This window comes from Telluria mixta (assembly GCF_029223865.1).
Classification (GTDB): Bacteria; Pseudomonadota; Gammaproteobacteria; order Burkholderiales; family Burkholderiaceae_D; genus Telluria; species Telluria mixta.
In genome coordinates this window covers 790,028-807,985 of record NZ_CP119520.1, presented here as the reverse complement: position 1 = coordinate 807,985, position 17,958 = coordinate 790,028, and the positions used below count along the sequence as shown (strand labels likewise).

At 64.5% G+C, this 17,958-nt stretch carries 15 protein-coding genes and 1 other RNA gene; 7 read left to right on the top strand and 9 right to left on the bottom strand.

What is annotated here, in order from left to right; translation table 11 throughout:
- Positions 1 to 962: 962 nt before the first annotated feature.
- Positions 963 to 1,742 (bottom strand): hypothetical protein, encoded by a 780-nt coding sequence (locus P0M04_RS03540; protein WP_259448730.1) that lies wholly within the window; start codon positions 1,740 to 1,742, stop codon positions 963 to 965.
- Between the two features lie 696 nt (positions 1,743 to 2,438).
- On the opposite strand from P0M04_RS03540, the gene P0M04_RS03535 reads away from it, so the two are divergent.
- Complete coding sequence (locus P0M04_RS03535; RefSeq protein ID WP_259448731.1) at positions 2,439 to 3,809, top strand: hypothetical protein; 1,371 nt, start codon at positions 2,439 to 2,441, stop codon at positions 3,807 to 3,809.
- A 12-nt stretch (positions 3,810 to 3,821) separates the two neighbouring features.
- On the opposite strand, the gene ggt is transcribed toward P0M04_RS03535, so the two are convergent.
- The 3 genes from ggt to P0M04_RS03520 form a co-directional block, all read right to left on the bottom strand.
- Complete coding sequence (ggt, locus tag P0M04_RS03530) at positions 3,822 to 5,576, bottom strand: gamma-glutamyltransferase (protein ID WP_259448732.1); 1,755 nt, start codon at positions 5,574 to 5,576, stop codon at positions 3,822 to 3,824.
- Positions 5,573 to 5,977 carry a YajG family lipoprotein gene (locus tag P0M04_RS03525; RefSeq protein ID WP_259448733.1) on the bottom strand — a complete coding sequence of 135 codons (405 nt, stop codon included), beginning with the start codon at positions 5,975 to 5,977 and terminating at the stop codon, positions 5,573 to 5,575. The genes ggt and P0M04_RS03525 overlap by 4 nt, the downstream gene beginning before the upstream one ends.
- A 69-nt stretch (positions 5,978 to 6,046) precedes the next feature.
- Positions 6,047 to 6,643 carry a glutathione S-transferase gene (locus P0M04_RS03520; protein ID WP_259448734.1) on the bottom strand — a complete coding sequence of 199 codons (597 nt, stop codon included), beginning with the start codon at positions 6,641 to 6,643 and terminating at the stop codon, positions 6,047 to 6,049.
- Positions 6,644 to 6,782: 139 nt separating this feature from the next.
- Between P0M04_RS03520 and P0M04_RS03515 the strand changes: the two genes are divergently transcribed.
- Together P0M04_RS03515 and P0M04_RS03510 are read left to right on the top strand one after the other, a co-directional pair.
- Positions 6,783 to 7,931 (top strand): acyltransferase family protein, encoded by a 1,149-nt coding sequence (locus P0M04_RS03515; protein WP_259448735.1) that lies wholly within the window; start codon positions 6,783 to 6,785, stop codon positions 7,929 to 7,931.
- 41 nt (positions 7,932 to 7,972) lie between these two features.
- On the top strand, positions 7,973 to 8,857 hold the full coding sequence (locus tag P0M04_RS03510) for a dienelactone hydrolase family protein (protein ID WP_259448736.1): 885 nt from the start codon (positions 7,973 to 7,975) through the stop codon (positions 8,855 to 8,857).
- Between the two features lie 126 nt (positions 8,858 to 8,983).
- On the opposite strand, the gene rpoH is transcribed toward P0M04_RS03510, so the two are convergent.
- The 4 genes from rpoH to ftsY all read right to left on the bottom strand — a co-directional run bounded on the left by rpoH (position 8,984) and on the right by ftsY (position 13,081).
- On the bottom strand, positions 8,984 to 9,874 hold the full coding sequence (rpoH, locus tag P0M04_RS03505; protein ID WP_259448737.1) for an RNA polymerase sigma factor RpoH: 891 nt from the start codon (positions 9,872 to 9,874) through the stop codon (positions 8,984 to 8,986).
- A 443-nt stretch (positions 9,875 to 10,317) separates the two neighbouring features.
- The gene (gene ftsX / locus P0M04_RS03500) at positions 10,318 to 11,238 is read right to left on the bottom strand and encodes a permease-like cell division protein FtsX (protein WP_259448738.1); all 921 of its coding nucleotides are present in this window, start codon (positions 11,236 to 11,238) and stop codon (positions 10,318 to 10,320) included.
- Positions 11,235 to 11,900, bottom strand: a complete 666-nt coding sequence (locus P0M04_RS03495) for a cell division ATP-binding protein FtsE (RefSeq protein ID WP_259448739.1) — start codon at positions 11,898 to 11,900, stop codon at positions 11,235 to 11,237. Before P0M04_RS03495 ends, ftsX begins: the two co-directional genes overlap by 4 nt.
- A gap of 8 nt (positions 11,901 to 11,908) precedes the next feature.
- The gene (gene ftsY / locus P0M04_RS03490) at positions 11,909 to 13,081 is read right to left on the bottom strand and encodes a signal recognition particle-docking protein FtsY (RefSeq protein WP_259448740.1); all 1,173 of its coding nucleotides are present in this window, start codon (positions 13,079 to 13,081) and stop codon (positions 11,909 to 11,911) included.
- 167 nt (positions 13,082 to 13,248) lie between these two features.
- Between ftsY and P0M04_RS03485 the strand changes: the two genes are divergently transcribed.
- Positions 13,249 to 13,494 (top strand): hypothetical protein, encoded by a 246-nt coding sequence (locus P0M04_RS03485; RefSeq protein WP_259448741.1) that lies wholly within the window; start codon positions 13,249 to 13,251, stop codon positions 13,492 to 13,494.
- A gap of 54 nt (positions 13,495 to 13,548) precedes the next feature.
- On the top strand, positions 13,549 to 14,250 hold the full coding sequence (locus P0M04_RS03480; RefSeq protein WP_259448742.1) for a YjjG family noncanonical pyrimidine nucleotidase: 702 nt from the start codon (positions 13,549 to 13,551) through the stop codon (positions 14,248 to 14,250).
- Between the two features lie 4 nt (positions 14,251 to 14,254).
- Here P0M04_RS03480 and P0M04_RS03475 read toward each other — a convergent pair whose 3' ends face one another.
- On the bottom strand, positions 14,255 to 15,955 hold the full coding sequence (locus P0M04_RS03475; protein WP_259448743.1) for a thiamine pyrophosphate-binding protein: 1,701 nt from the start codon (positions 15,953 to 15,955) through the stop codon (positions 14,255 to 14,257).
- Between the two features lie 124 nt (positions 15,956 to 16,079).
- On the opposite strand from P0M04_RS03475, the gene rnpB reads away from it, so the two are divergent.
- Together rnpB and glpK are read left to right on the top strand one after the other, a co-directional pair.
- An RNA gene (gene rnpB / locus P0M04_RS03470) (RNase P RNA component class A) lies at positions 16,080 to 16,419 on the top strand.
- A gap of 31 nt (positions 16,420 to 16,450) precedes the next feature.
- Positions 16,451 to 17,944 carry a glycerol kinase GlpK gene (gene glpK, locus P0M04_RS03465; protein ID WP_259448744.1) on the top strand — a complete coding sequence of 498 codons (1,494 nt, stop codon included), beginning with the start codon at positions 16,451 to 16,453 and terminating at the stop codon, positions 17,942 to 17,944.
- The last annotated feature ends 14 nt before the right edge of the window (positions 17,945 to 17,958 follow it).

Here is a 17,958-nt window from a genome sequence, read left to right as displayed (position 1 = left end):
AATGTCGCGTCCTAAATGGCGACACCATATGCAGCAGCCTGCACTATTGCATGGGAGCCTTGTGTACCGCAAGTCGGCTATTGGTTTCCTTTTTTGTGAACGAGTGTGACCGTTGGGATAGCGTACCAGTTCGCAGTAAGGACTTTCGTTATCCTTTATATCCATGGGTTTCTTACTGGGGGCGCTCCGAATGCGAGCTTCCAAAGGGAATGAATTAACTTTGTCCTGAGTGACGTGTACTGTCAGAACTGACGCATCTTTCGGGTCTCGTTTGATCGAGACTACAGCCAGCTGGACTTCTTTGCCCCGAATGTAATCGTATGCCACGCCCTCAATACCCTCTCCATTCACTGAGCCTCTGAAGAGCACGCCGTCTGTTGCAAACGGTAGAGCCTCACAAAGTTTGCGTGTTGCAATTGTGCCGTCGACTGCACCTTGTGCCGTCAGAAGCTGAAGATATACATCATTTGTGGACAGCTGCACATCGCCTGAACCGGCATAGCCTTCAGGATTGTTGGACCACACACCTGTCCATGACGAGTCATCGTAGTAGCCGGAGAGGATTGAATCGCGAGTCTTAGCAAGTGCACTAGGCAGCTGCTCTGCGTTTTGTAGTGCGGTCACTCCGTTCAAGAGCACCCAACCGATCAACCCTATGAGCGCAACACCAACCCCCTGCGCTCTGGTGATCGCCTTCTTAGTCCAAGGTTGTTTTTCATTCAGACTATTTTTTGACCGAGTTTCGTTTCTACGCCTGCGCCAAGGGATCTCATTTTTTGGCTTCATACATGGGGTGCTAGTTCATTCACGTTATTGAGCAATTGCCTTTTGGCAGGCTATCACAAGCAGCAATCTAGAAGTACCCTGCTTTGCTAGTGCAGGCGTCCCCACTAGCAAGTAGCCGCTTCGACCCAAAGCGGCCACGTTCTTAATTCCCGAACTCTTGGTTAACTAGATTGCTATCAGCAAACCAGTCGCTTTCTAGTCAACAGAATGAATTCGCGATGTAATTCGGCAAACTCCGTGCCAAGGCTATTTGCTTTATCGACCTCCTCTTGAAGCTGTTTCGACCATGCGAAATCATTGGTTCCGGGAGGGACGATACTCTGTCGATTTAATCCTATCGGCTCGCTTTTGTGGGCGAGGAACCTGAGAAACTCGTTTGCCTTATTATATAGTTCAAGCTTTTTGCTCTCTAATTCCGGATCGAGAAACACAAACTCCGGATGTCGCCATTTAAGGAGGAATTCCTCTAGTCTATCTGTGGGACGGTCATCGAAGCTATGCCCAAAGTCATGGTGGCGCGCTAACTCTACTATTCCCGAATCGCTAGGCAAATCGGATAGTAGTAATCCGAAAAGTTTGCGATCTACCGCCGCTGCATTTTCTTTCGCTAGGCGCGAAAAGTGATCTGAATAAAATTGAAAAATTCTTGATGTGACGTTGTATATAATGCCGAGCAGAATTAAAGCTAGGCCTATCCAGTAGTCTGCATAGCCACTACTCATCTCCGAAATGGTTATCGGAGCTCCGGAATTGATATTGAACGTAGAAATCAGAACATTGTAAAATAAAACTTTCAGCGGAGTGGGAAATAATAATATCGAAGCCCCAGTACCGATGACAACGAAAGTTAGCTTCCAAACTAGGTCTGGCAAGAAGAACCTTCGAATTGCACCTTTTAAAACATCCTTAAGTTCAAGTTCACTTGCTAGTTTTTGTAAATCGCTTAACTTTGGCATTTTACTGCTTTTATCTGTAGATATTTCTTGATTGCTATATGGAGATTGATCTACGTGGCCTCGATTTAGATGGTTAGTCTAATTGCGGCACCAGATGATTCATCTTCCCTCTTGGTCGACAGCAGACGTGAAGAATGGCTTAGTGTACGAGGTTGTTGTCCTTGCAGCAAGTAAGGAGTTATGTTAGGCGTACGTAAGCCGGTTAATGAAATGGACACGTTTTCTCACTTGTGTCCATTTTTTATGTACGAACATGGACAAGTGAAAGTGAAGTTGTGTGGTCGTTTCCCTATGAACGGGGCCTGTCCATTATCATATAGTTTGCGCATGCGGCGCACATCCTGTCCGACCTGGAGCGCGTCGCGTTCGATCTCGCGTTTTTGAAGGATGGCCGTATCGCGCTGTAGGGCCAGACGGATGCGCTGCTGGAAGGCGCGCGCCGCGTCGTCGGTCCCGCCGCCACGTTGCCTGGCACGCCGCTGGCGGGCGAGTTGCGGCGGCGCCAGGAGGGCGCGATGACGAGCGTGATCGTGCAGGCGCCGGGCGACGACGTCGCGCGCCTCGCGCGCGAGCCGGGCGTGCGCGTGGAACCGTTGACGCTGGAAGACCTGTTCATCGAGGTGACGCAATGAACGCCGCGCTGCAGGATTTCCGCCTGATCTGGCGCGCAGCCGCGGCGCAGCGCGAGGGCAGGGCATGCGCATCATGGGCATGGGGTTGGGCGCGGCGGGGATCTGCGCGGCCATCCTCATGGCATCCGCCGCGGCAATGGGCACGCTGGGGACAGTACAGGGCGTGCGCCTGCTGGCCGGCTTCGCCTCGCTGGCGCTAGCGCTCGTCTGGAGCTTCCTGTTCGTGCCCGGCTCCATCCGCATGAATTCGCCCGCCAACGCGTGGCTGCTGCCCCGCCAGCGCCGGCGCATGCTGCAGATGACGACGGTGTACTGGCTGCTCGTCACCGCAGGCATGGCGTTCGGCATCGGCCATTGGATCGCGTTGCCGGCCGTCGCCTTGTCCGTGCTCGGCCTCGCGCTGCTCTGCGCCGGTAACAAGCATGTCGTGATCCTGCTCGTCCTGGGCGGCAACTGGCCGTGGCTGTCGCGCGTCGTGCTGCCGCCGGCATGGGGCGATGCGGCCACGGGCGGCGCCGCCGCGCTCGTGCTGGGGCTCTTCGTCGTTCCCGCCGCGATGTGGGGCTTGCGCTGGCTGTACCCGGCCCGCGGCGACGCGTACATCGCGCGGCGCGCCGACCAGATCAGGCGCGTCAGCCACTTCGACCAGTGCGGCGTGGACAAGCAACCCGCACCCGACGGCATGGCGTGGCACGGCAATCTCGCGTTCTACCTCGTCGCCTTGCGCTGCAACCTGCGCAGGGCCGATCCGGGCGCCATGCTGCTGCACGCGCTGGGCCCGTCCGCGCACTGGACCGCGTGGATCGGCGGCCTCGTCACCCTCCTGATCGCCGGCGGCGTCATTCGACTCGTGCTGGTGTGGACGCACGCGGCGGGCGTGCAATCGCTCGTCGGCTGGATGATGAGCGTCGGCCCGGCCCTGCTCGCGTTGACCATCGCGTTCAGCACGGCGCAGTACGGCCAGCAGTTGCGGCGTACGCAGGGCGAGCAGGCGCTGTTGCGTCTGACGCCGCTGGCCGGCGATGCCGCGGTCCTGAACCGGCGCCTCGCCGGACGCGTGCTGCGCCAGGCGCTGGGCTGCTGGGCCGCGCTGACCGTGGCCATGCTGGCCGTGTCGCTGCTCATCGATGCCGGGCCGGACGCGCTGCTGCGCCAGCTCGGCCTGTGCAGCCTGGCCGGCCAGGTGGCGATGATGGGACTGCTGGGCGATTACGCGAACGGCACCGGCGGCTGGCACCTGATGCTGGGGCTGCGCGCCGGCGCACTGGCCGGCGTGCAGGCGCTCGTTGCGGTCGGGCTGGGCCGGCTCACCGGCACGACGCCCTGGCCGTGGCTGATCGAAATCTCGCTGGCCGTCTACCTCGTGCAATTGCGACTCGACTGGAAGCGCATGCTGGCCGCGCCGCCGGCGTTCCCGGCGGGCCGCATGGCGTGATCAGGCGTAGACTCAGTGCGCGCGCTTCTGCACGAGCGCCGTGCCGATGCCGTGGCGCCGGCCTTCGCTGACGGCCGTTACGGTGCCGTCCGGATTGAACACGATGGCATTCGCGGCGCCGATCTCCTCGGGCTTTGCTTCCCACTTGTGGCCGAACTGTTCCAGCGCCTGGGCCTGCGGGGTGCCCGCAAAACCCGGTTCGATCGACGTCTCTTTCGCGTTGCGCTGCGACAGCCGCGGCGCGTCGATCGCCTGGTCCATCGTCATGCCGAGGTCGATGTAGTTGACGATCGTTTGCAGCACCGTCGTGATGATCGTCGCGCCGCCCGGGCTGCCGATGGTGAAGGCGGGCTTGCCGTCCTTGAACGCGATCGTCGGCGCCATGCTGCTGCGCGGGCGTTTGCCGGCTTCGGGGATGTTCGGCGCCGGACCGGTGAAATCGAAGTCCGTCATTTCGTTATTCAACAGGAAGCCATAGCCCGGCACGACGATGCCGCTGCCGCCCCACGATTCGATCGTGAACGTGTAGGCCACGACGTTGCCCCATTTGTCGGACACCGTCAGGTGGGTCGTGTGCGTGCCTTCTTTCATGATCAGGTTCTGCTGCGGGCGTAGCGGGAAGCTCTGGTCGTTCTCGTACAGGAAGGCGTCGCCTGCCGGGACGACGCCGGCCGCGCGGTCCGGCCGGATCAGCGAGCGGCGCTGCGCCGCGAACTGCTTCGACAGCATGCCTTCGATGGGCGCGTCGACGTATTCCGGGTCGCCGAGGAAGGCGTTGCGGTCGGCGAAGGCGAGGCGGCTCGCTTCGAGGTACAGGTGCTCGACGTTCGCGCGCGGCATCGCCTTCAGGTCGAAGCCTTCCAGGATGTTCAGCGCCTCGGCCACCGTCGCGCCGCCGCTGCTGGGCGGCGGCATGCCGTAGATGTCGTAGCCGCGGTAGGTGGAACGGATCGGCTGGCGGATGCGCGCCTCGTAGTTGGCGAGGTCCGCGAGGCTCATCGTGCCGGGGCGGACCTGGACGCCGGCCGTGACGGGCGGACGGTTGACGGCCGCGACGACGGCCTGCGCCAGCGGTCCTTCGTAGAACACCTTGTAGCCTTTCGCCGCCAGTTCGCGGTAGGCCTTGGCGAGGTCCGGATTCTTGACGATCGTACCCGTCGGCAGGGCCGTGCCGTTCTTGAGATACAGCTTGCTCGTCGTCTCGAACATCCCGAACTTCTTCTCGTTTTCGACGATCAGGCCGTGCATGGTCTCGCTGACGGGAAAACCTTTCGTCGCGACCTGGATCGCGGGCGCCAGCACCTGCTTGAACGACATCGTGCCGTAGCGCTCCAGCGCCTCGTGCCAGCCGCGCACGGTGCCCGGCACGCCGACCGACGCACCGCTGGCGACGGCCGTGTCGAAATCGATGGCCTTGCCGTTTTCCTGGAAAACGGACGGGCTGAACGACGCGGGCGCCGTCTCGCGGTGGTCGATGGTGACGACGCGCTTGTCCTTGGCAACGTACACGACCATGAAGCCGCCGCCGCCGATGCCGCAGCTGAACGGATCGGTCACGCCCAGCGTGGCCGCCGCCGCGACGGCCGCGTCGATGGCATTGCCGCCCTTGTTGAGGATCGCGAGCGCGGAGGCCGACGCCTTTTCGCTGATCGTGGCGACGGCGCCGCCGGTGCCCGTCGCGACCGGGGTCTTGGCGAGCGCGAGCGGCGGTGTCAGGACGATGGAGAGGATCAGCCCGCAGGCGATGGTATTGACGGGATGGGTCATTTGGCGGAGATCTTGAGCGTGACGGGAATGATGTCGCTGGGGCGCAGCGTGCCGGCCGCGCGCGCGGGCGGGATCGCGGACGTGTCGAGCGTGATGCGGGCGCCGTGCAGCGAGGCGGGCGTCGCCGTCGGCTGGTCGGGGCCGAGCGTGAATTCTTCGGCGCCGTTCGGGCCGTCGATCAGGAAGCGGAAGATCAGCCGCCCGGCCCAGACGCAGCGCGTGTTCGCGGGGCAGCGGCTGTCGCTGTAACTGTCGTACGTGAGGACGGTGCCGCGCGCCAGGACGACGCTCTGCTCGGGCCGGAGCGGATACACGGCGTCCTGCGGCGGAGGGGCGGCGCAGCCGGCCAGGATTGGCATCGACACGGCCGCCACGACGGCGGCTAGGGACGGCAGTTTCATGGAACGTCCGGTTGTTTATGTGAAACCAATCATAGCAAAACCGCCAGCCTGGGCCGGCGCGCTTGCCGTTCAGTCGAGTGGATAGCGCAGGAAAACCGGCAGCGCTTCCGCGAGCGCGGTCCAGGCGGCCAAGCGCGGGAAGTCATCCGGCGACACGATCCGCGCCAAGTTCAATTGGACGAACGACCACGTGACGGCGGCCGTGACTGAGGCCTGGTCCAGGGCGGCGATGTCGAACGCGCCCGTCTCGGCCTCCAGCAGCCTGAGCGCCGCCAGCAATTGCTGCTGCACGCGATCAAGCCATGGCTGGTGCTGCTTTTCCTGCGGCCGTAGCGAATGTTCGTAGACGATCTGCGCCGTCTTTTCGCACGCCGCCAGCGCCGGGCCGATGGCACGCAGCGCCTTGGCCCGCGCGGCCGGGGCGGCCGGCAGCAGGGAGCGGCCCGCCAGAGCATCGCCGTACTCGAGGATCAGCGTGGAATCGATCAGGAAGGAACCGTCGTCCAGCACGAGCGTCGGCGCCTTGACCGTCGGATTGATTTTGGAGAATTCGTCGAAGTTGCGGAACACGGACAGTGCCTTGTGTTCGAACGGAATGGCTTGCAGGTCGAACGAGATGGCGACGCGGCGGACGAAGGGCGAATCGAGCATGCCGATGAGTTGCATGGAATCTCCTGTGGATGAGGGGTCTTCCATTCTATTGTCTTTGCGGCAATTCTGCTGCCGAGGGTGTATTTATGCATCATGACTTGACGGCGGCGGGCCTGCCGGCGCATATTTGAAATCGATTTCATAACCTCCTCCCATGATGGGCAAATCGGACCTTTCCACACCGCGTGTGATCGCCATCGACCTGCTGCGCGGCCTTGCCGTGATGGGCATGATCATGGTCGCGTACGCGGGCGGCTGGGAGCGGCGCTTCACGTTCCTGACGCATGCCGACTGGCGCGGCTTTGCCATTGCCGACATGATCTTCCCGGCCTTCCTGTTCTGCGCGGGGGCATCCCTGCCGTATGCGCTCGCACGGCGCGTGGGGCAGGGCAGGGCGGCCCTTGTCGGCCACGTCCTGCGCCGCTCGGCCGTGCTCGTCGCGCTTGGCGTCCTGTTGAACCTGCTGCCGGGCTTCGACGTCGCGCACGTGCGCCTGCCGGGCATCCTGCAGCGTATCGGGCTGTGCTATGCCATCGTGGGTACCGGTTGCGTGCTGGCGTTGCGGCGCGATGGTTTGCGCTTGGGCGTGCCGGTGGCGGCCGGCGTCGCGCTGCTGGTGGGCTATGCGGCGCTGCTGCTCGCGTGGGATGCGCCCGGCTGCGGGCGCGCCTGCTTCGATTCCATGCATTCGCTGCCGGCCGTCGTCGACCGCGCCGTGTTCGGCGTCGCGCACCTGTGGCCGTGGGGGAAGACCGGCGACATTGTCACCTTCGATCCGGAAGGCCTCGTGTCCACGCTGGGCGCGCTCGTCAACGTGCTGTTCGGCGTGACCGCCTCCCTGCTGCTGATGCGGTCGCGTCGGCCGGCCACGTTGACCGTCCTTGCCATCGCCGGCGTGGCCTGCCTGCTGGCCGGCTTCCTGCTCGATCCGCTCGTCCCGGTCGTGAAAAAGCTGTGGACGCCCAGCTTTGCCCTGGTGTCCGGCGGCTTCACGCTGCTGTCGCTGCTCGTCCTGATGCGCCTCGTGCCGCCCGGCGAGGAGGCGCCCGCGTGGACGCGGCCGGTGCTCGCGTTCGGCACCAACGCGACCTTGGCCTTCGTCGGCATCACGCTGATCGATACGGTGATGCAGCTGCAGCTGTGGGCGGGCGCGGGCAGCGGGCACGACCTGCTGGCCGCGTGGCTGGCGGACGCGATTCCGGAGGCGCGGGTGGCGTCGGCCGCGTATTCGGCCTTGCTGCTGCTCGTGCTGGGGGCGGGGCTGTGGCAGCTGTTCAAGAGGCGCATCGTCATCCGGATCTGAAGTATGCTAGCGCTTATTTCGTTCGGACTGGAGACGGCACGATGGCGCGTTTGACCGCAGCGGATTTCGACCCCGAAGTACTGAAACTGTTCGATGGCTATGTGCACGGCCGCGTATCGCGCCGCGATTTCCTGTCGCGTGCCGGCCGCTATGCCGCCGGCGGCACGACGGCCGCCACGTTGCTGGCGCAGTTGTCGCCATCGTTCGCGGCGCCGCTCATCGCCCCCGCGGATGCGCGCCTGAAGACGAGCCGCGTCGACTTCCCGTCGCCGCAAGGCTACGGCAAGGTGCATGGCTACCTCGCCGAGCCGGCCAACGCGAAGGGCAAGCTGCCGACGATCCTCGTCGTGCACGAAAACCGCGGCCTGAACCCGCACATCGAGGACATCACCCGCCGCGTCGCGCTCGACGGTTACGTCGCGTTCGCGCCAGATGCGCTGTACCCGCTGGGCGGTTATCCGGGCGACGAGGACAAGGCGCGCGAACTGTTTCCCAAGCTGGACCAGGCGAAGACGCGCGCCGACTTCATCGCCGCCGCCCACGCGCTGGCTTCGCTGCCGCAGGGCACGGGCAAGGTCGGCGTGGTGGGCTTCTGCTACGGCGGCGGCATCGCCAACTACCTCGCGACGCAATTGCCGGACCTGGCTGCCGCCGTGCCGTTCTACGGCATGCAGCCATCGGCGGCGGACGTCGCCCGCATCCGCGCGCCGCTCATGATCCACGACGCCGGGAAGGACGAACGCATCCTGGCCGGCTGGCTCGCGTACGAGGCCGCGCTGAAGGCGAACCACGTCGATTATCAACACTTCGTCTACCCGGGCGTGGAGCACGGATTTAATAACGACACGACGCCGCGCTACGACGAAGCCGCGGCGAAGCTGGCGTGGGGCAGGACGATGGCGTTCTTCAAGACAAAGCTGGCATAACACCGGGGTCAGAGCCCGGTTTTGGGAAATTTCCTGAAACCGGGCTCTGACCCCGGTTCTTGTGTGTGTGTTCAGATAAAACAAAAGGCACCCGAAGATGCCTTTGTTGGTGGCTGACAGGATGGCTTACACGTAAGCCGCCAGCGAAGTTTTCATCTTTTTCAGCGCGGCCGATTCGATCTGGCGGATGCGCTCGGCCGACACGCCGAATTCTTCGGCCAGCGTGTGCAGCGTGGCGCCCGAGCCGTCGTCGTTGGCCAGCCAGCGCGCTTCCACGATGCGGCGCGAGCGTGGGTCCAGTTTCGACAGGGCCGTTTCCAGACCTTCCGATTGCAGGCGCACCACTTCTTCGGCTTCCAGGACCTTGGTCGGTTCCTGCTGGTCCGAGGACAGGTAGGCGATCGGCGAGAACTTGTCGTCTTCGTCGTCGGTCGGCGCTTCCAGGGCGATGTCGCGGCCGGACAGGCGCGTTTCCATCTCGATCACTTCTTCGCGCTTCACGTCGAGCATCTTGGCCAAGTCATCGACTTGCTGCGGCGACATGGCATCCAGGCCCTGCTTGTTGCTGCGCAGGTTGAAGAACAGCTTGCGCTGCGCCTTGGTCGTTGCAACCTTGACCAGACGCCAGTTCTTCAGGATGTATTCGTGCATCTCGGCCTTGATCCAGTGCATGGCGTAGGACACCAGGCGGACGCCCTGGTTCGGGTCGAAACGCTTGACTGCCTTCATCAGGCCGATATTGCCTTCCTGGATCAGGTCGGCGTGCGGCAGGCCATAGCCCAGGTAGCCGCGCGCGATCGATACGACCAGGCGCAAGTGCGACATCACGAGTTTCTGGGCCGCGTCCAGGTCATTCTTTTCTTGCAGGCTCTTAGCCAGCGAAACCTCTTCCTCGTGGGACAGCATCGGCAGGCGGTTCACTGCCGAGATATAGGCGTCGATATTACCGAGATTGCCACTGAAACCCAGTCCCAGTGCACGACTGCCGGCCGGAACCATTGCGGATTGTGCGGACATAGTCACTCCCTCGTAGATAAACTGCTGCATCGTCTCGCCATCTCCAGAGCCCCGAAGGCGCAGCTGGCTGGCTTGTAGTCGGGATGCTGACGGTGCTATCAAAACCATTTCCCGCGATAGTCTGACGTTATATTAGCACTCTCTTGAGGTGAGTGCTAGGCGCCACCATATCCCTTACGATGGGTTTAAGTTTCATTAAAGTATTGCCCGCAGGAATCAGAAAAACGGGTTCGATTCAACTGTAGAGCAGGTACGAGCGGTTCAGTTGATGCGGCTCAAAAGTGGCACTCGTATCGTTTGAAATCGGTAGAGGACAGATTAGGCGACGCGTGCTGCGCTTTCTGTTGGTTGGCGCACGTTGCCATGTAGGTGGATGCCTCGCGTCCGCTGCCGGATTTGACTGGCCTGCAGCGGACGGGTTCACGGGACGCAAGAAAAAATGCTTACCTGAGCCGCGCCAGATGCCGCTGCACCGACAACATCGCCCCAACGAGCCCCAGCCCGGCACTGATCGCCAGCAAGGCCGCCATGCCCAGCGGCGCCAGCGGCGTCAGCTGGAATTCCGACGCATACAGGCGGGCAAACTCGGCGATGGCCGTGTTCAGCGGACGCAGCGCCAGCGCCACGGCCCCCAGCGCCACCGCGCCCGCGCACAGGCCCAGCAGGGCGCCCGTATAGTAGAACGGGCGGTGGATGAAGTTGTCGGTCGCGCCCAGCAGTTTCGACACGGCGATTTCTTCGCGCTGCGTCAGCACCTGCAGGCGGATCGTGTTGAACACGACGGCGATCACGACGACGCCTAGGGTGATCGCGAGCAGCAGCAACGCCAGGCGCAGCACGCCCAGCAGCGCAGCGAGACGCTTGACCCAGGCCGAGTCGACCTGCACCGAATCGACGCCCGGCAGGGCGCGCATCTGCTCGGCCAGGCCGTCCACGCGCGTGGCGTCGGCGCCGCTGGCGAAGCCTTCCAGCTTCATCACATAGCTGTCCGGCAACGGGTTGTCGCCCAGCGTCTCGATCACGTCCGTGAGACCGCTCTTGTCCTTCAGGCTGGCCAGCGCCTGCTCGCGCGGCACGAAGCTGACTTTCGCATGGCTGCCGCGCAGGATCTGCTGCAGCTGCGGCGCGAGGGCCTGGGCCTGGTCGCGCGGGGTGTCGGTCTTGAGGAACAGGCTGATCTCCGGATCGACGGAGAGTTCTTCCGATAAAGGACGCACGTTGTCGAGCAGGGTGACGCCGGCGAAGGGCAGGGCCAGCGCGACGGCGACGACGAGCACGTTGAACAGGAAGCTGCCCGGCGCCTTGCGCAGGTGGGACAGCGCGGCGCCGAGGGCGAAGCGGTGCTGGCGGAACCAGATGTTCATGCGCCACCCCCCGAGACATGGCCGTGTTCGAGGCGGATCACGCGCGCGGCGTTGTCCAGGACTTGCTCGTCATGGGTCGAGATGACGCACGTGACGCCCACGGCGTGGAACGCGTGCAGCGCGTCGATGACCTTGTCGGCCGCGGCGCGGTCGAGGTTCGCGGTCGGTTCGTCGGCCAGGATGATCTGCGGACGGTTGACGATGGCGCGGGCGATCGCCACGCGCTGCTGTTCGCCGCCGGAAAGTTCCATCGGCAGGGCCGGCGCGCGGTCGAGCAGGCCGACCTTGTCCAGTGCCGCGCGGGCACGCTGTTCGGCCTGGGCCTTCGTCGCGCCGGTGACGATCAGCGGCAGCATCACGTTGGCCAGGATGTGGCGGTCGTTCAGCAGGCGCTGGTTCTGGAAGATCAGGCCGAGGTTGCGGCGCAGGAACGGGATGCCGGCCTTGCGGATGCGGCCGACGTCCTGCCCGTTCACGATCACGCGGCCGGACGTCGGACGCTCGATCGCGGCCACCATCTTCATCAGGGTGGACTTGCCGGCGCCGGACGGACCGGCCAGATAGACCAGCTCGCCCTTGGCGATGTTCAGGGATACGTCGGACAGCGCGAGGGTGTCGGCGGAATCCGAGTACTTCTTGGAGACGGACTGGAATTCGATCATCGTGCGTGTTATCCCAGCAGCGCCTCGGCGAATTCGTCGGCGCTGAAGGGTTGCAGGTCCTCCAGCTTTTCGCCCACGCCGATGAAGTACACCGGCACCGGACGGGTGCGTGCGATGGCGGCCAGGATGCCGCCCTTGGCCGTGCCGTCCAGCTTCGTGATCACGAGGCCGGTCAGCTCGAGCGCGTCGTCGAACGCCTTCACTTGCGCCAGCGCGTTCTGGCCCGTGTTGCCGTCGATGACGAGCAGGACTTCGTGCGGCGCGTCTTCCATGCCCTTGCCGATCACGCGCTTGATCTTCTTGAGCTCTTCCATCAGGTGCAGCTGGGTCGGCAGGCGGCCGGCCGTGTCGACCATGACGACGTCGACGCCGCGCGCCTTGCCCGACTGGACGGCGTCGAACGCGACGGCGGCCGGGTCGCCCGACTGCTGCGAGATCACGGTGACGTTGTTCCGCTGGCCCCAGACCATCAGCTGCTCGCGCGCGGCGGCGCGGAACGTGTCGCCGGCGGCCAGCAGCACGGATTGTTCGTGGTGCTGCATGTGCTTGGCGAGCTTGCCGATGGTCGTCGTCTTGCCGGCGCCGTTGACGCCCGCGATCATCATCACGAGCGGCTCGTGGCGGCCCAGTTCGAGCGGCTTTTCCAGCGGGCGCAGCAGATCGACCAGCAGGCCCTTCAGCGCCACCTTGACGGCGGCCGCGTCAAGCAGCTTGTCTTCCTTCACCTTGCGGCGCAGGTTGTCCAGCAGGAATTGCGTGGCATCCATGCCGGCGTCGGACATCAGCAGCGCGGATTCGAGTTCCTCGTACAGGTCCTCGTCGATGCGCGCGCCGACGAACAGCAGCGACAGGTTGCTCGACGTCTTGGCCAGGCCGGCCTTCAGGCGCGACATCCAGGAGCGTTTCGCTTCCGCTTCGCTGACGGGGCGTTCGGCCGTTTCGGGGAACAACTGGCCTTCGTAGGCTGTCGAAGCGCCTGGTATAACTTCCTCGGGCGCGGCCGGTGCTTCATCGCCGCCGCCAAACAGGCGGCGCAGGAAACCCGGCTGCTCGGCAGGCGTAGCGACGCCCGCAGGCTCAGGCTCGGGCTGCGCGTCGGCCACCGGAGGTGCCTGCACTGCGGGTTCGACCGCAGCCGGCGTCTCGGCTTCAGGCTTTTTCTTTTTAAAGAAACTAAACATTGTGTATTCGGGAGGGCGGCAGTATGCCGGATAGGGTCGCGCGTATTCTACCAGAGCGCACCTCGTTCTCTGATGTGCGGCGACTCTGCCATATTGTGGCTAGAATGCAGCTCAACAATAGCAATCCGATCAGCGTGCTGGAATTTAGTACGTAATGGGAGTAGATTGTGAACATCGATAAGAAGACGCGTCACCAGGGAATGAACGTGAACGTATCCAGGTTTCTCAAGAGACTCGTCGCCGGCGATCACGTGGTCGATAGCTCGGCGGCATCGCTGCGCAATGTCATCGTCTGGCTCTTCATTGCGCTCGTCGCCCTGTTCCTGACCCATCCTTCCAGTCCCGCCAGCGCTTTCGACGCGCCCGTGCCGTGGCCGGCCGAGCTGGGAATCGACACCAACCTCGGCATGTAATCTGCTCTGCTGGTATGCTGTCAATCCGAAGGACAGCATTGCCGTGGCAGCGCCATGAAACACCGACTTTTTCTTTTCGATCTCGACGACACGCTCCTCGACTTCAAAGCTTCCGAACAATTGTCGTTCGACCGCACGATGCGCGCGCTGGGCCTGGACGCGCTTCCCGACGGCCTGTTTAGCCGCTACCAGGCCATCAACATCGCACTCTGGAAAAGTTTTGAGACGGGCACCGTCTCCAAGGATTTCCTGAAGGTGGAACGCTTCCGCCGGACCTTTGCCGCCAGCGGCCTCGACATCGACCCGGAAGCGGCCAGCCGCCTGTACCTCGAATCGCTGTCGGACACGGTCGTCCTCATCGACGGCGCGCGCGAACTGTGCGAAACGCTGGCCGGCATTGGCGAGGTGGGGATCATCACGAACGGCGTCGAGCAGATCCAGCACCGCCGCATCGTGAGTGCGGGCCTGCGCGACCACGTGTCGTTCGTGGCGACGTCGGAAGCGTGCGGCCATGCGAAGCCGGACAGCCGCTTCTTCGACTACACCGTCAAGATGGCGCGCGCGTTCGCGCACGCGGAAACGGTCATCGTCGGCGACCGCCTCGATGCCGACATCCTCGGCGCCAACCGCTTTGGCATCGAAAGCTGCTGGTTCAATCCCGGCGGCCTCGCCAACGACAGCGAGGCGCTGCCCACCCTCGAAGTGGCGCGCCTGCACGACGTCGTCCCGGCCCTGCGCGGCCTCGTCGCCGCCTGAAACGTCAGCCCGCCTTGGCCACCTGCGCGTTACGGCGGATGGTGTCCAGGGTAGCGCCCGGCGTGATCAGGTTGCCGTCGTAGCGCAGCTCGATCAGCGCCGGCAGCTTGTGCGTGCGCGTGAACTCGATGGCGCGCTCGAGGGCCGGGCCGAAACCGGCCGTCGTCTCGACCGCCTCGCCGTGGCCGCCGTAAGCCTTCGCCAGCGCGGCGAAGTCCGGATTGTGCAGCTGCGTGCCCGACACGCGGCCCGGATACTCGCGTTCCTGGTGCATGCGGATCGTACCGAACATGCCATTGTTAAAGACGAGGAAGATGACGCCGGCGCCGTATTGCACGGCCGTCGCCAGTTCCTGGCCCGTCATCATGAATTCGCCGTCGCCCGCGAAGGTGACGACGGTGCGCTCCGGCCGCACGATCTTGGCGGCGACGCCGGCCGGTACCGCATAGCCCATCGCGCCGCTCGTCGGCGCCAGCTGCGTGCGCATGGCGCCGTAGCGCCAGAAGCGGTGCGCCCACGTCGCGTAGTTGCCGGCGCCGTTCGTGATGATCGTATCGCGCGGGAGCGCGGCCTGCAGGTCCTGCACCATCTGCCACAGGTCCAGCGGCGCGGTGCCGTCCTTGAAGATCGGCGGCTGTTCCTGCCACGCGCGCAGCTCGGCCTTCGCTTCCTCGACCGTGTGGCGCCATGCGGAAGCGTCGACCGGTTCCATCGCGGCCAGCATAGCCGCCGCCTGCGGCGCGCCGCTCGCGATCATCAATTCGGCCTGGTAGACACTGCCCAGTTCTTCCGGATCCGGGTGGATGTGCACGAGGCGCTGGCGCGGCACGGGAGATTGCAGCAGCGAGTAGCCGCTCGTCGTCATCTCGCCCAGGCGCGGGCCGAACGCGATCAGCACGTCGGCTTCCTTCACGCGCGTGGCCAGCTTCGGATTGATGCCGATGCCGACGTCGCCCACGTAGTGCGGGTGCTCGTTGTCCAGCAGGTCCTGGAAACGGAACGCGCACGCGACGGGCAGGGCGTTCGCTTCGGCGAATTGTTGTACGTCGGCGCAGGCCGCATCCGTCCACGTGCCGCCGCCCAGCAGCAGCAGCGGCTTTTTCGCCTGTGCGAGCATGGTCCGGAGTTGCTCGATTTGCGCGGCCGATGGGGCACCCTGCGTCGGCTGGTAGCGGCGCGTATCCGCCACTTCCGCGCGGGCCACGAGCATGTCTTCCGGCAGCGCGAGGACGACGGGGCCCGGACGGCCGCTCGTCGCCACCTGGAACGCGCGCGCCATGTATTCGGGGATGCGTTCGGCGCGGTCGATCTGCGCGACCCACTTCGCCATCTGGCCGTACATGCGGCGGTAGTCGATTTCCTGGAACGCTTCGCGGTCCATGAAGTCGGTGCCGACCTGGCCGATGAACAGGATCATCGGCGTGGAATCCTGGTACGCGGTGTGCACGCCGATGGAGGCATTGGTCGCGCCGGGGCCGCGCGTGACGAAGCAGATGCCGGGCTTGCCCGTCAGCTTGCCGTAGGCCTCGGCCATGAACGCCGCGCCGCCTTCCTGCCGGTTGATGACGAAGCGGATGTCCGAGTCGTGCAGTGCGTCGAGCACGTCGAGATAGCTTTCGCCGGGCACGCCGAAGGCGGTGTCCACGCCGTGGACCTGGAGCGCATCGACCAGGATCTGGCCGCCGCTGCGGGAGGGGTGCGTCATGGTGAGGTCATCCTTATCAAGATGGAATCCGGGCATTCTATGCAACTCACTCGACGCTGGCTTTTCAAATAGCGACACGACCTTTCACAAAAGGCAGCGGCGTATCCTGTACAATGCAGCCCGTGAAGCAGGCCAGACAGCCGCTGGTCCACGCCGCAAGGTCGTGGGCGGGAGGAAGGTCCGGACTCCACAGAGCGGGGTGACGGTTAACGGCCGTCCGCCGAAAGCCCGGCGCAAGCCGGGTATAAGGCGAGGAATAGGGCCACAGAGACGAGCGTATTAAGTTACGGTGAAACGCGGTAACCTCCACCTGGAGCAATTCCAAATAGGCACGCGTTGAGGTTGCTCGCGGAGCGTGCGGGTAGGAAGCTTGAGCGCCGGAGTAATTCGGCGCCTAGAGGAATGGCTGTCATAGCGTCCGCAAGGGCGTTACACAGAATCCGGCCTATCGGCCTGCTTTACACATTATTCATGGCCCCGGGGAGCTCGACGACGATGCGTTACATCCTCGCCCTCGACCAGGGCACCACCAGTTCGCGCGCCATCCTGTTCGACCGCCAGGGCCAGGTCGTGCGCATCGCCCAGCAGGAATATCCCCAGCATTTCCCGCAGCCCGGCTGGGTCGAGCACGACCCGCTCGATATCTGGAAAAGCCAGCTCGCGTGCGCGCGCCGGGTCCTCGCGGACGGTGGCATCGATGCCGGCGAAGTGGCCGCCATCGGCATCACCAACCAGAGAGAGACGACGGTCGTGTGGGACCGCCGTACGGGCGAACCGCTGTGCCACGCCATCGTCTGGCAGGACCGGCGCACGGCCGAGATGTGCGACGACCTGCGCGCGGCGGGCAAGGCGCCCCTTATCCAGCGCAAGACGGGTCTCGAACTGGATGCCTATTTTTCCGCGACCAAGCTGCAATGGCTGCTCACGCACGTGCCGGGCGCGCGCACGCGCGCGGAGCGGGGCGAGCTCGCATTCGGCACCGTCGACAGCTGGCTCACCTATAAACTGACGGGACGCCACGTCACGGACGCGAGCAATGCGGCGCGCACGATGCTCTTCAATATCAACAGCCTGCGCTGGGACCCGGAACTGTTGTCCCTGTTCGGCGTGCCGGCGGCTATGCTGCCGGAAGTCGTGCCCAGTTCCGGCATCGTCGCCGAGGCCGACGCGGCCTGGTTCGGCCGCGCGATCCCGATCGCGGGCATCGCCGGCGACCAGCAGGCGGCCACGTTCGGCCAGGCGTGCCACCGGCGCGGCATGGTCAAGAACACCTATGGCACCGGCTGTTTCATGCTGATGCACGCGGGCGACACGCCGCCGCAGTCGTACAACCGCCTGCTGGCCACCGTCGGCTGGACCGTCGGCAACCACACCGACTACCTGCTCGAAGGCAGCGTGTTCATGGGCGGCGCCACCGTGCAATGGCTGCGCGACGGACTCGGGATCATCAAGCAGTCGGCCGACGTCGAGGCGCTCGCCTTGTCCGTGCCGGACAGCGGCGGGGTGATGCTGGTGCCGGCCTTCGTCGGCCTCGGCGCGCCGCACTGGGACGCGTACGCGCGCGGCACCATCGTCGGCATGACGCGCGGGACGACCGCCGCCCACATCGCCCGCGCCGCCGTCGAAGCCATCGCCTACCAGAGCGCGGAACTCCTGGCCGCCATGCAGAAGGACGCCGACTGCGTCGTGCACGAAGTGCGCGCGGACGGCGGCGCATCCCGCAACGACCTCCTGATGCAGTTCCAGGCCGACCTCCTGGGCGTGCCCGTCGTGCGGCCGCGGGTGACGGAGACGACGGCCCTTGGCGCCGCCTATCTCGCCGGTCTCGCCGTCGGCTTCTGGTCGTCGCGCGACGAAATCGCGGCCCAGTGGAAGAGCGAGCGCCGGTTCGAGCCGCAGCTGCCGGCCGCGCGGCGCGACGAGATGATGGCGCGCTGGTCGCGCGCGGTGGCGCATGCGCGCGCGTGGGCGGTGCCCGACCACCCTTGAGCGTCTCGTGCGGC